Origin of the sequence: Streptomyces tamarix (genome assembly GCF_032423885.1) — a bacterium.
GTDB classification, from domain to species: Bacteria; Actinomycetota; Actinomycetes; order Streptomycetales; family Streptomycetaceae; genus Streptomyces; species Streptomyces tamarix.
Window position 1 is genome coordinate 148,613 of record NZ_JAWCTQ010000006.1, and the last position, 12,243, is coordinate 160,855.

Annotated in this window: 12 protein-coding genes; 7 read left to right on the plus strand and 5 right to left on the minus strand. The window is 70.5% G+C overall.

Going from position 1 to position 12,243, the window contains the following annotated elements; all coding sequences use genetic code 11:
- Positions 1–66 precede the first annotated feature (66 nt).
- On the minus strand, positions 67–768 hold the full coding sequence (locus RND61_RS07565; RefSeq protein WP_315877022.1) for a DUF5324 family protein: 702 nt from the start codon (positions 766–768) through the stop codon (positions 67–69).
- A gap of 193 nt (positions 769–961) precedes the next feature.
- Between RND61_RS07565 and RND61_RS07570 the strand changes: the two genes are divergently transcribed.
- Entirely contained in the window at positions 962–1,489 is a 528-nt protein-coding gene (locus tag RND61_RS07570; RefSeq protein ID WP_315877023.1) for a peptidylprolyl isomerase, read from the plus strand.
- Positions 1,490–1,598: 109 nt separating this feature from the next.
- On the plus strand, positions 1,599–2,477 hold the full coding sequence (locus RND61_RS07575; protein WP_315877024.1) for a rhomboid family intramembrane serine protease: 879 nt from the start codon (positions 1,599–1,601) through the stop codon (positions 2,475–2,477).
- Positions 2,478–2,741: 264 nt separating this feature from the next.
- Here the strand turns inward: RND61_RS07575 and crgA are convergent, their stop codons facing one another.
- A complete protein-coding gene (crgA, locus tag RND61_RS07580; RefSeq protein WP_023587669.1) occupies positions 2,742–2,999 on the minus strand; it encodes a cell division protein CrgA in 258 nt (85 codons plus the stop codon).
- 144 nt (positions 3,000–3,143) lie between these two features.
- On the opposite strand from crgA, the gene RND61_RS07585 reads away from it, so the two are divergent.
- From RND61_RS07585 to RND61_RS07605, 5 genes are all read left to right on the plus strand, one after another.
- A complete protein-coding gene (locus tag RND61_RS07585) occupies positions 3,144–3,911 on the plus strand; it encodes a DUF881 domain-containing protein (RefSeq protein ID WP_315877025.1) in 768 nt (255 codons plus the stop codon).
- Positions 3,912–4,002: 91 nt separating this feature from the next.
- On the plus strand, positions 4,003–4,164 hold the full coding sequence (locus tag RND61_RS07590) for a hypothetical protein (protein WP_315877026.1): 162 nt from the start codon (positions 4,003–4,005) through the stop codon (positions 4,162–4,164).
- Complete coding sequence (locus RND61_RS07595) at positions 4,161–4,799, plus strand: aminodeoxychorismate/anthranilate synthase component II (RefSeq protein ID WP_315877027.1); 639 nt, start codon at positions 4,161–4,163, stop codon at positions 4,797–4,799. The genes RND61_RS07590 and RND61_RS07595 overlap by 4 nt, the downstream gene beginning before the upstream one ends.
- Positions 4,796–6,217: a class E sortase gene (locus RND61_RS07600; RefSeq protein ID WP_315877028.1), complete on the plus strand. Its 1,422-nt coding sequence runs from the start codon at positions 4,796–4,798 to the stop codon at positions 6,215–6,217. Before RND61_RS07595 ends, RND61_RS07600 begins: the two co-directional genes overlap by 4 nt.
- A 23-nt stretch (positions 6,218–6,240) precedes the next feature.
- On the plus strand, positions 6,241–6,918 hold the full coding sequence (locus RND61_RS07605) for a class E sortase (protein WP_315877029.1): 678 nt from the start codon (positions 6,241–6,243) through the stop codon (positions 6,916–6,918).
- 173 nt (positions 6,919–7,091) lie between these two features.
- On the opposite strand, the gene pknB is transcribed toward RND61_RS07605, so the two are convergent.
- From pknB to RND61_RS07620, 3 genes are all read right to left on the minus strand, one after another.
- Entirely contained in the window at positions 7,092–9,173 is a 2,082-nt protein-coding gene (pknB, locus tag RND61_RS07610) for a Stk1 family PASTA domain-containing Ser/Thr kinase (protein WP_315877030.1), read from the minus strand.
- Positions 9,174–9,318: 145 nt separating this feature from the next.
- Positions 9,319–10,779, minus strand: coding sequence for a peptidoglycan D,D-transpeptidase FtsI family protein (locus RND61_RS07615; protein ID WP_315877031.1), 1,461 nt, complete (start codon positions 10,777–10,779; stop codon positions 9,319–9,321).
- Positions 10,776–12,218, minus strand: coding sequence for an FtsW/RodA/SpoVE family cell cycle protein (locus RND61_RS07620; protein WP_315877032.1), 1,443 nt, complete (start codon positions 12,216–12,218; stop codon positions 10,776–10,778). Before RND61_RS07620 ends, RND61_RS07615 begins: the two co-directional genes overlap by 4 nt.
- Positions 12,219–12,243 lie beyond the last annotated feature (25 nt).

Sequence of the window (12,243 nt, forward strand, 5' to 3'; positions counted from 1 at the left end):
CGCGCCGACCGGCCGTACGCCGACCGACGACCGGACGTGCCGACCGCCGTCCCTCGTCCGCCGGGGTCAACGGAGCTCGTCGCCGTCCTCCGGCTTCTCCCTCTCGATCGCATCGACCGTGCCGTCCTCGATCATCTCGGTGCCGGCCTCCGCCCTCGCCGTGGCGGGCTCGCTGCCGTCGACCGACGTGAGCGTGGCGCCCTCGGAGACCTCCGTGGGGGGCTCGACCAGCCAGTCCGGGTTGGCCTGGTTGTCCCACCACTTCCACACGGCCACGGCACCGCCGAAGACCACGCCCAGGACCGCGATCCCCCGCACCGTCCGCCTGGTGCGGGCGCGGCGCTCGTGCCGGCGGACCAGCTTCCTGACCTCCTCCGCCGTCACCTGGCCGCGCAGCGCGGCGAGGGCGGCGGTCGAACGGGACACGGCCTCCTCCCGTACGGGACCCGCCGCGGCCCTCGCCAGCTCCAGCCGGGGCGCGGTGTAGTAGGCGGCCTGACGTGCGGCCCTGCGGGTGTGGTGCGCGGCGCGGTGCGCGGCCGCGTCGAGCTTCGGCGGTACGTGCGGCGCGACGTACACGCCGTACTGGACACGGGCCTGCTGGGTGGCCTTGGAGACCTTCGGCGCCATCCTGACGCGTGCTTCGCGCGCGTAATGCGCGGCCTGTTCCCTGGCCGCGCCGGCGTAGGGCGCCACCACGTCCGCGGCGTGCAGCACGCTCTCCTTGGCCGAATCGGTGGCGGCGCGCACGCTGTCCATGCGGGTCACGGGATCCTCCTCCTCGGTGGCGGTTCGATACCTCACCTTTCCGCCGTTTTGGAAATCATGCCCCGGTGGATCGCGGTCGGCATGCGGTGCGGGCATCCGGGGCATTCCCGTGCGACCCTCCCGGCTTTTGTCCCCCGCCGCGGCTTCCGTGCGAGGATCGGACGCGTAAGAGAAGACCTAAGGAAGGCACATCGTGGCCGAGCAGCTTTACGCCACCCTGAAGACGAACCACGGCGACATCGAGGTCCGGCTCTTCCCGGACCACGCGCCGGTCACGGTCCGGAACTTCGTCGAGCTCGCCAAGGGTGAGCGCGAGTGGACGAATCCGGCGACGGGCCAGAAGACCACCGCCCCGCTGTACGACGGCACGGTCTTCCACCGCGTCATCAGCGGCTTCATGATCCAGGGCGGCGACCCGCTGGGCAACGGCACGGGCGGCCCGGGGTACGAGTTCAAGGACGAGTTCCACCCGGACCTGGCGTTCACCAAGCCGTACCTGCTGGCCATGGCCAACGCCGGCCCGGGCACCAACGGCTCGCAGTTCTTCATCACCGTCTCGCCGACCACCTGGCTGACCGGCAAGCACACGATCTTCGGTGAGGTCACCGACGAGGCGAGCAAGAAGGTCGTCGACGCCATCGCCGGCACGCGGACGAACCCGCGCACGGACCGTCCGGTCCAGGACGTGGTCATCGAGTCCGTCGTGGTCGAGACGCGCTGACGCCCCGGGCGACCCGCGGTCGCCCCGGTTCCCCCGGGAACCTTTCCGCCCCGCCCGTCCGTAAGGATGGGCGGGGCGTTGGTACGCGCACGACGACGAGGGGATCCCCATGGAGCAGGGTCAGGCGCCGAACGGGTTGTCGAGCTGCTACCGCCACCCCGGGGTGGAGACCGGCGTCCGCTGCACGCGCTGCGAGCGGCCGATCTGCCCGGACTGCATGGTCGGGGCGTCGGTCGGCTTCCAGTGCCCCGAGTGCGTGCGGAACGGATCGGGCACGGGCCACGGGCCGGACGCCGCCCGACCGCGGAACATCGCGGGCGGAGCCATCGCCGGCGGCGACCGGCAGTTGGTCACCAAGGTCCTGATCGGGATCAACCTGCTGGTGTTCCTGGGCGGCCTGTTCTTCTCGGGCCTCGTCGACGAACTGGTGCTGATCGGGCTCGCCTTCGACCCGGAGCTGTTCCGGGTGGTCGGGGTGGCCGACGGGGAGTGGTACCGGCTGCTGACGGCGGTGTTCCTGCACCAGGAGGTGTGGCACGTCGGCTTCAACATGATCGGCCTGTGGGTGCTGGGCGGGCCGCTGGAGGCGGCTCTCGGCCGGGTCCGCTACCTCGCGCTGTACCTGCTCTCCGGGCTCGCGGGCAGCGCGCTCACCTATGCGATCGTGGCGCCGAACCAGCCCTCCCTGGGGGCGTCCGGGGCGGTCTTCGGACTGATGGGCGCGACGTTCGTGCTGTTCCGCCGGCTCCGGTACGACCTGCGGCCGGTGCTGGGCCTGATCGTGCTGAACGTGCTGATCACGGTCGTCTTCCGGGAGGTCATCGCCTGGGAGGCGCACCTGGGCGGCCTGGTCGCCGGGGCGGTCATCGCGTACGGCATGGTGAGCGGCCCGCGCGGGAAGCGCCCGCTGCTGCAGTGGGGGGCCTGCGCGCTGGTGCTGGCCGCGACGGTGGTGATGGTCGTCATGAGGACGACCGCGCTCGTCTGAGCAAAAGCTTTCCCCAGAGTTGTCCACAGCCGGTGACGACGTTGCTGCACGGCGTCGGGAACGCCTGTGCCCCTCGTCGCTGACCTGGGTGTTTCCAGTGCGGCGAGGGGCCGGGGTGAAGGCTTGTGGAGGGGAGAGCGGTCACGACGCCATCAACATCATGTGAGTTATCCACAGATCGTCTGAACTTTTCCACGGCTGTGCACAACCTTGTGGATAACCCGGACGGGTGTGTGACGGCGCGAAGGGCCTTCCGCTACTCCGCTATTTCCACTGCGTCGAGACGGCGAAGCCGGCGGCGATGAAGCCGAAGCCGACGGCGACGTTCCAGTTCCTCAGCGACTCCATGGGGAGAGTGCCGTCGGTGACGAAGAAGACCACGATCCAGGCCAGCCCGATCGCGAACAGCGCCAGCATGACCGGAGCGACCCAGCTGCGGTTGGTCAGCTTGATGGCGGTCGCCTGCTTCGCGGCGGGGGGCGGCGTGAAGTCGGCCTTCTTGCGGATACGTGACTTCGGCACGAGGAACTCTCCTGTCGATGCGCTGCGTGACCGCGCGGAAACGGTGACTTTTGCTGGTACGGGCTGAGAGCGAGGTGGCCCGCCTCCTCGCCCAGGCGTCCGTTAGCGTAGTGCTTCCGCGACGCCTAAGGAGATAAGGGTACGTTGAGCAATTCCGCCGACTCCCCCGCGGAGCCGGCCCGGCGCGGTAGGTGGCGGCCGGTACGGCTGCTGACCGCTGCCGTCTTCGCGCTCGCGGGCCTGATCTTCGTCACCAGCTTCCACACCGCCAAGGGCACCAACATCCGCACGGACGACTCCCTGTTGAGGCTCTCCGACCTCGTCCGGGAGCGCAGCGACAAGAACGCCGAGCTGGAGGAGTCCACGGCGGCCGTACGCGACGAGGTCGACGGACTGGCCCGCCGCGACGACGGCTCCAACGGCGCCGAGGACGCGCGGCTCGGCGCCCTGGAGAAGGCCGCGGGCACCACGGAGGTCGCCGGCGACGGCCTCACGGTCACGCTCGACGACGCCCCGCCGGACGCCAGGGCGGCCCCCGGCTACCCCGAGCCGCACGCCAACGACCTGGTCATCCACCAGCAGGACCTCCAGGCCGTCGTCAACGCCCTCTGGCAGGGCGGCGCGCGCGGCATCCGGGTCATGGACCAGCGGCTGATCTCCACCAGCGCCGTGCGCTGCGTCGGCAACACCCTGATCCTCCAGGGCCGCGTCTACTCCCCGCCCTACAAGGTCACGGCCGTCGGCGACACGGGCAGGCTGCGCGAGGCCCTCGCCGCCTCCCCCGCGGTCCAGAACTACCAGCTCTACGTGAAGGCGTACGGCTTGGGCTGGAAGGTCGAGGAGCACGGGGCGATGACCCTGCCCGGCTACGCGGGCACGGTGGACCTGCGGTACGCGCGACCGGCCGCTTAGCACGGAGCGCCCGCGTTTTCCACAGGGGGCCCATCGGGAGGGGATCGCCCCGTACTCTGGTGCGGTATCGACGGAAGGGACGGCAGGCGTCATGTACGGCTGGATCTGGCGGCATCTCCCGGGCAACGCATGGGTGCGGGGGCTGATCTCGCTCGTGCTCGTCCTCGGGGCCGTCTTCCTGCTCTTCCAATACGTGTTCCCCTGGGCGGAGCCTCTGCTTCCGTTCAACGATGTGACGGTGGACGGTCAGTGAGCGCACGCATCCTCGTCGTCGACAACTACGACAGCTTCGTCTTCAACCTCGTCCAGTACCTCTACCAGCTCGGTGCCGAGTGCGAGGTGGTCCGCAACGACGCGGTCGAGCTGGGCCACGCCCAGGACGGCTTCGACGGCGTCCTCCTCTCGCCCGGCCCCGGCACGCCCGAGGAGGCCGGCGTCTGCGTGGACATGGTCCGGCACTGCGCCGCGACGGGCGTCCCCGTCTTCGGCGTCTGCCTCGGCATGCAGTCGATGGCCGTGGCGTACGGCGGTGTCGTCGACCGCGCGCCCGAGCTGCTGCACGGCAAGACGTCCCTCGTCGTCCACGGGGGGCAGGGGGTCTTCGCCGGGGTGCCGTCGCCGTTCACCGCGACCCGGTACCACTCGCTGGCCGCCGAACCGGCCACCCTGCCGGACGTCCTGGAGGTCACGGCGCGCACCGAGGACGGGATCATCATGGGGCTGCGGCACCGTGAGCACGCCGTGGAGGGCGTGCAGTTCCACCCCGAGTCGGTGCTCACCGAGCACGGCCACCTGATGCTCGCCAACTGGCTGGAGCGGTGCGGCGACACCGGTGCGGTCGGCCGCTCCGTGGGCCTCGCGCCGGTGGTGGGCAAGGCCGTCGCGTGACCCCCGTGCGCCCGGAGCACGACGCGACCGGGAGCGGCCCGGAGGGGTCGCCCTGGTTCCGGGCCACGAACCAGCCCCCGCGGCAGGAGGAGCCGGTGCCCGGATCCGTACCGGAGCCCCAGGAGTGGCAACAGCAGCCGTACGCGCCGCCCGGCGGACCTCCCGGGACGCCGGGACCGGCCGGGACGTACGAGCCGCCGTACGAGGCGTACGCGGCGCCCGAGGCGTACGCAGGGCACGGGGCGTACGGCGCCCAGGGCGGCCCGCAGGACCCCTACGCGGTGCCCCAGCAGTACGCCGAGCCCCGACCGCCCTTCGACGCCGTACCGCCGCACCAGGCTCCCCAGCCGTACGGCACCTCCCAGGCGTACGCGCGCCCGCAGGGGTACGACGAGCCGGGCCCTTACGAGCGGCCCTACGCCCCGCGCGGGGCGGCGGGCACCCCGCCCGCCGGTGCCGACGCGGATGCGACGGCGGTGCTCCCCGTCACCGGCCCGGCCGCGCGCCGGACCCCCGGACCGGCCGGTGACACGGCCGGTGACGTGGCCGCCGACCCGATGGCCGTCCCCGCGCCGCGAGGCGCCGGGGAACCGCGGACCGGGGGCCGGGCCGAGAGGCGCCGCGCCGCGAAGGGCCGCGGCGGTCGCCGCCGCGCCCCCGGGTCCCCGCCCCCGACGGCCGCCCCGACCGGCGCGCCCCTGTCCCGGGTCGAGGCCCGCCGCGCCGCCCGCGCCGCGAAGGACGGCTTCGGCGTGATCGCCAGCCGCGTCATGGGGGAGGTCTTCATCACCTTCGGCGTGGTCATGCTGCTCTTCGTCGCGTACCAGCTGTGGTGGACGAACGTCCAGGCCGGTCTGGAGGTCGACAAGGCGAAGGACCGGATCGCGCAGAACTGGGCGAAGGGCGACTCCGACAGGGAGCCGGGCGTCTTCGAGGCCGGCGAGGGCTTCGCGATACTCCACATCCCCAAGCTCGACGTCGTCGTGCCCGTCGCCGAGGGCATCGACAAGGAGAAGGTCCTCGACAAGGGCATGGCCGGCCACTACGCCGAGGGCGCCCTCAAGACCGCCATGCCGTCCGACAAGGAGGGCAACTTCGCGGTCGCCGGGCACCGCAACACCCACGGCGAGCCGTTCCGCTACATCAACCGGCTGCGCCCCGGCGACCCCATCGTCGTCGAGACCCGCGAGGCGTACTACATCTACGAGATGGCCAGCATCCTGCCGCAGACCCCGCCGTCGAACGTCTCGGTGCTCAAGCCCGTCCCCGAGGGTTCGGGGTTCACCGGTCCGGGCCGGTACATCACGCTGACCACGTGCACCCCGGAGTTCACCAGTACCTACCGCATGATCGTGTGGGGCAAGATGGTCGAAGAACGGCCGCGCAGCAAGGGCGTACCGGACGCGCTCGCCGGCTGACACCTCAAGACGGGACAGATGTTGTGGCACGTGCGCGCAGCCGGATCGCCGGCGTCATCAGTGTCTTCGGCGAACTGCTGATCACCGCAGGCGTGCTGATGGGACTGTTCGTCGTCTACTCGCTGTGGTGGACGAACGTGCTGGCGGACCGCGAGGCGGACAAGCAGGGCGACGCCGTGCGCGACAGCTGGACCGACACGAGCCCCGGCGCCCTCGACACCCGGGGCGGCCTCGGCTTCCTCCACGTTCCGGCGATGGGCGGCGACGAGGTCCTGGTCAAGGAGGGCACCAGCCCGGACGTCCTCAACCACGGCGTCGCCGGGTACTACACCGATCCCGTCAAGTCGGCCCTCCCGCAGGACAAGACCGGCAACTTCACGCTGGCCGCGCACCGCGACGGGCACGGCGCCAAGTTCCACAACATCCACAAGCTGAAGACCGGCGACCCGATCGTCTTCGAGACGAAGGACACCTGGTACGTCTACAAGGTCTACGAGACCCTGCCGAAGACCTCCCGGTTCAACGTGGACGTGCTCCAGCCCGTCCCGAAGGAGTCCGGCAGGACCAAGCCGGGCCGGTACATCACGCTCACGACCTGCACACCGATCCTGACCTCCGACTTCCGGTACATCGTCTGGGGCGAGCTGGTCCGTACGGAGAAGGTCGACCACGAGCGGACCAAGCCGGCCGAGCTGCGCTGAACCCGTCGCGGCGGCGCGGAGCCGCCGCGGCACCCCGGCAACACCCGGGCCACACCCCGGCGGCGCCTCGGCGAAGGCCCGGCCGCCCGCGCCGGACACGGCGGAGGCCCGGCACCCCTCGGTGCCGGGCCTCCGCCGTGTCCTGTGGTGGCCGCGCCTTCGCTACGGCTCGTCTACGGCTCGGAGCGGAAGGCCGCGCCGGTCACGCCGCCGAACCAGCCGGCGTTGTCGCCGTCGCCGTCACCGCCCTGGTCGCCACCGTTCCCGCCGTTGCCGTTCCCGTTGCCGTTGCCGTTGTCGCCGTTCCCGCCGTTGCCGCCCAGGCCCTGGGTCTTCACGGTGACCGACGTGCCCGGGTCGACCTTCTTGCCCGGCTTGGGGTCCTGGTCGACGACGAACACCGCGTCGTTGTCCGGGCCTTCGGAGACGGCCAGCTGGAGGCCCCGCTGCGCGAGGACCTGCTTCGCCTGACCCAGCAGCATGCCGGTGACGCGGGGCACCTCGACCTGCTGCTGCTGCGGCCCCTTCGACACCTTCAGGGTGACCGTGGTGCCCTCGGAGACCTGCTCGTCCGCCTGCGGGTTCTGGTCGACGACCTGGCCCGCCGGCTTGTCCGAGTCCACGTCCTCCCGCAGCACCCGGAACTTCAACGTCTCCAGCTGTGCCTTCGCGTTGTCGAACTGGCTGTCGATGACCCTCGGTACGGGCACCTTCCCCTTCACGGCGATGGTGATCGTGACCTCGGTGCCCTTCTCCTGCTCCGTGCCGCCCTCGGGGTTCTGCTCGATGACGGTGCCCTCGGGCTTCTCCGACTCCCGCGTCTCCACCTTGACGGTGAAGCCCTCACTCTTGAGGGTGGTCGTCGCCAGGTCCTCGGACTGCTCCAGGACGGTGGGCACCTTGACCTTCTCCGCGCCCGCCGACACCCAGACGCTGATGGTGCCGTTCTCGTCCATCTGCGCGGTGCCGTCCGCGACGGGGTCCTGGCGGCAGACCGCGCCCTTGGGCTGGTCGCACTGCTCCCCACCCGCGTTGGTCACCTTGACGCCGGAACTGATGGCCGTCTTCTCGGCGTCCGCGTACGTCTTCCCGACGAGGTTCGGGACGGTCACCTGGCGCGCGCCGTCGTCGCTGAAGACCGTCTTCCCGATGAGGATGGCGCCGACGAGCACGAGGACGCCCGCGAGGACCAGCAGGATCGTCGAGAGGTTCGACTTCTTCTGCGGCTGGCGGCGGCGCCCGGCGCCCCGGTCGTCGTACCCGTATCCGCCGTCGTCCGGGTTCATCGGCGGCAGCATCGACGTCTGCGCGCCCGGGTCCGCCGAGTGCATGGCCGCGGTCTGCTGGTCCGGGTGCGGATAGCCGTAGCCGCCGGGTGCGCCCATGGCGCCCATCGCGGCCGTCGCGGCGACCGGCTGGCCGTCCAGGCACGCCTCGATGTCGGCGCGCATCTCGTCGGCCGACTGGTAGCGGTAGTCCGGGTCCTTGACGAGCGCCTTCAGGACGATGGCGTCCATCTCCGGCGTGATCTCCGGGTCGAAGACGCTCGGCGGCTGCGGCTCCTCCCGCACGTGCTGGTAGGCGACCGCGACCGGGGAGTCGCCGACGAACGGCGGGCGGACGGTCAGCAGCTCGTACAGCAGGCAGCCGGTGGAGTACAGGTCGGAGCGGGCGTCGACGGTCTCGCCCTTCGCCTGCTCGGGGGAGAGGTACTGGGCGGTGCCGATCACGGCGGCCGTCTGCGTCATGGTCATGCCGGCGTCACCCATCGCGCGGGCGATGCCGAAGTCCATGACCTTGACCTGGCCCGTGCGCGTCAGCATGACGTTAGCCGGCTTGATGTCGCGGTGGACGATGCCCGCGCGGTGCGAGTACTCCAGGGCCTGGAGGATGCCGACCGTCATCTCCAGCGTGCGCTCGGGCAGCAGCTTGCGCCCGGAGTGGAGCAGCTCACGCAGGGTGGACCCGTCGACGTACTCCATCACGATGTACGGGATGGACACGCCGTCGACGTAGTCCTCGCCGGTGTCGTACACGGCGACGATCGCCGGATGGTTGAGCGAGGCGGCCGACTGGGCCTCACGGCGGAACCGGGCTTGGAAGGACGGGTCGCGGGCCAGGTCGGCCCGCAGCGTCTTCACGGCGACGGTGCGGCCGAGCCGGGTGTCGTGGGCGAGGTAGACCTCGGCCATGCCACCACGGCCGAGCACCGAGCCCAGCTCGTACCGGCCGCCGAGGCGACGCGGCTCATCCATAACTGTTCCAGCCCTCTCCGTCAGTCCCGGCCGCAACCGTGTGTGTGGTCCGGCGGTGTGCTGTTCGCGCAAAGGCTACCGGCCACGGGGAGCCGATCCGTCCGGTACCGGAAGCTGATACGGGACCGGTACACAGGCATCGCCGTCACCTCCGGCTGTCGAGTACCGCCTTCATCACGTCGCGCGCGATCGGCGCGGCCAGGCCGCCGCCGCTGATGTCGTCGCGGGTCGCGTCGGAGTCCTCCACGACCACGGCGACGGCGACCGGAGAGCCGCTGTCCGTCTTCGCGTAGGAGATGAACCAGGCGTACGGGCGGGCCTTGTTCTTCTCGCCGTGCTGCGCCGTACCGGTCTTGCCGCCGACCGTGACGCCGCGGATGGCGGCCTTGCCGCCCGTGCCGTTCTCGACGACGTTCTCCATCATCTGCTGGACGAGCTGAGCGGTCTCCGGGGACATCGGGCGGCTCATCTCCTCGGGCTCGTTCTTCTCGATGACGTCGAGGTTCGGAGCCACGAGGTGGTCGACCATGTACGGCTTCATCAGCTTGCCGTCATTGGCGATCGCGGCGGTGACCATGGCCATCTGGAGCGGCGTCGTCGCCGTGTTGAACTGGCCGATGGACGACAGGGCGTTGCCGCCGCGGTCCATCTTCCGGTCGTAGACGGAGGCGGCCGCGCGGACCGGGGTGTCGATCTCCGGGTTGTTGAAGCCGAACTTCTCCGCCATCTCGGCCATCTTGTCGCGGCCGACCTCGTCGCCGAGCTTCGCGAAGACGGAGTTGCAGGACACCTCCATCGCGTAGTTCAGGGTGGCGTTCTCACAGCCGCTCGCGTGGTTCTTCATCGGCACCGTGGACAGCGGCAGGTAGTACGGCTCCGGCGTGTCCGTCGGCGCGTTGATGTCCTTGACCTTGCCGTTCTCGATCGCGGCGGCGGCCGTGAGGACCTTGAACGTCGAGCCGGGCGGGTAGATCTCGCGCAGCGCGCGGTTCAGCTTCGGCTTGTCCTTGTCCTTCTCCAGCGCCACCCACGCCTTCTCGTCGGCGGCCTGGTAGCCGGCGAAGGAGCCCGGGTCGTACGACGGGGTGGAGGCCAGCGCGAGGATCTTGCCCGTCTGCGGGTCGATCGCCGCGACGGCGCCCTTCTTCTTGCCGAGGCCCTCGTAGGCGGCCTTCTGCGCGGCGCCGCTGAGGGTCGTGACGACGTTGCCGCCCTTCTTCTGCTCGCCCGTGAACATCGAGAGCGTGCGGTCGAAGAACAACCGGTCGTCGTTGCCGGTCAGGATCGAGTCGTTCAGCTTCTCCAGCTGGTTCGAGCCGTACGCCTGCGAGGCGTACCCGGTGACCGGGGCCCACATGGGGCCGTCGATGTAGGTGCGCTTGTACTGGTAGAGCGGGTCCTTCGAGTCGACGGAACCGGTGATCGGCTTGCCGTCGACGATGATGTCGCCGCGGACCGAGGCGTACCGCTCGATCGTCACCCGCCTGTTGCGCTCGTGCGAGTTCAGCTCGTCGGCGCGGACGAACTGGAGCCAGTTGTCCCGCAGGAGCAGCGCGAGCACCAGGAGGCCGCAGAAGATCGCGATATGGCGCAGGGGCTTGTTCACGGTCGGACCACCTGGGTCATCTCGGCGTCGGGGCTGGGAGCGGGGGCGGGCGCGGGGCGGCGCGCGGTGTCGCTGATGCGGAGGAGGATCGCGATCAGCGCCCAGTTGGCGATCACGGACGAGCCGCCGTACGCGAGGAACGGCATCGTCATGCCGGTCAGCGGGATGAGGCCCATCACACCGCCGGCGACGACGAAGACCTGGAGGGCGAAGGCGCCGGAGAGGCCGGTCGCGAGGAGCTTGCCGAAGGGGTCGCGGGCCGCGAGGGCGGTGCGCAGGCCGCGCTCGACGATCAGGCCGTACAGGAGGATGAAGGCCATGGCACCGGCCAGACCCAGCTCCTCGCCGACGGTGGCGAAGATGAAGTCGGAGTTGACGGCGAACTTGATCAGGTCGGAGTTGCCCTGGCCGAGCCCGGTGCCGATGGTGCCGCCGGAGCCGAACGACATGAGGACCTGGGTCATCTGGTCGCAGGCCCAGGCCATGTTCGTGTCCGGGGGGGCCGTCTTCAGGCACTCGAAGGGGTCGAGCCAGGCGGCCACACGGGACTGGACGTGCGTCGCGAACGAGCCGACCGCCACCGCGCCGCCCACGGCCATCAGCAGGCCCATGACGATCCAACTGGTCCGCTCGGTCGCCACGTACAGCAGGACGACGAACATGCCGAAGAACAGCAGCGACGTGCCGAGGTCGTTCTCGAAGACCAGGATGGCCAGGCTGAGCGCCCAGATGGTGAGGATCGGGCCGAGGTCCCGGCCGCGGGGCAGGTAGAGGCCCATGAAGCGACGGCTGGCCAGGGCGAGCGCGTCGCGCTTCACCATCAGGTACCCGGCGAAGAAGACCGCCAGGACGATCTTGGCGAACTCACCGGGCTGGATGGAGAACGGACCGATCCTGATCCAGATCTTGGCGCCGAAGCTGTCCGTGCCGAGCCCGGGGACGAGCGGCAGCAGCAGCAGGACGATCGCCACGACCATGGAGATGTACGTGTAGCGCTGGAGCACCCGGTGGTCCTTGAGGAACACGAGTACCAGCAGGAACAGCGCCACGCCGATCGCCGAGTACATCAGCTGCTTCGGGGCGTCCCCGCTGTGGCTGCCGTACGCCCGGATCGAGTCGGCGATCAGCCGCGGCGACTGGTCGAGGCGCCAGATCAGCACCAGGCCCAGGCCGTTCAGCAGCGTCGCCAGCGGCAGCAGCAGCGGGTCGGCGTACTTGGCGAAGCGGCGCACCAGCAGGTGCGCGATGCCCGCGAGGAGACCCAGGCCCAGGCCGTAGCCCAGCATGCCCGCGGGGACCTCGCCGTCGAGGGCGAGGCCCACGTTCAGGTACGCGAAGACCGGGATCGCGACGGCGAAGCCGAGCAGCATCAGCTCGGTGTTGCGGCGGCTCGGCGCGTCGATCGCGCCGATGGTGGTCGTATTGGTGACAGCGCTCATGGTGGTGAAAAGGCCCCCCTACGGG

Coding starts and splice junctions, on each gene's coding strand:
- pknB (WP_315877030.1), bottom strand. CDS start 9,173: ATGGATGAGCCGCGTCGCCTCGGCGGCCGGTACGAGCTGGGCTCGGTG.
- RND61_RS07575 (WP_315877024.1), top strand. CDS start 1,599: ATGGAGCAGGGTCAGGCGCCGAACGGGTTGTCGAGCTGCTACCGCCAC.
- RND61_RS07590 (WP_315877026.1), top strand. CDS start 4,003: ATGTACGGCTGGATCTGGCGGCATCTCCCGGGCAACGCATGGGTGCGG.
- RND61_RS07620 (WP_315877032.1), bottom strand. CDS start 12,218: ATGAGCGCTGTCACCAATACGACCACCATCGGCGCGATCGACGCGCCG.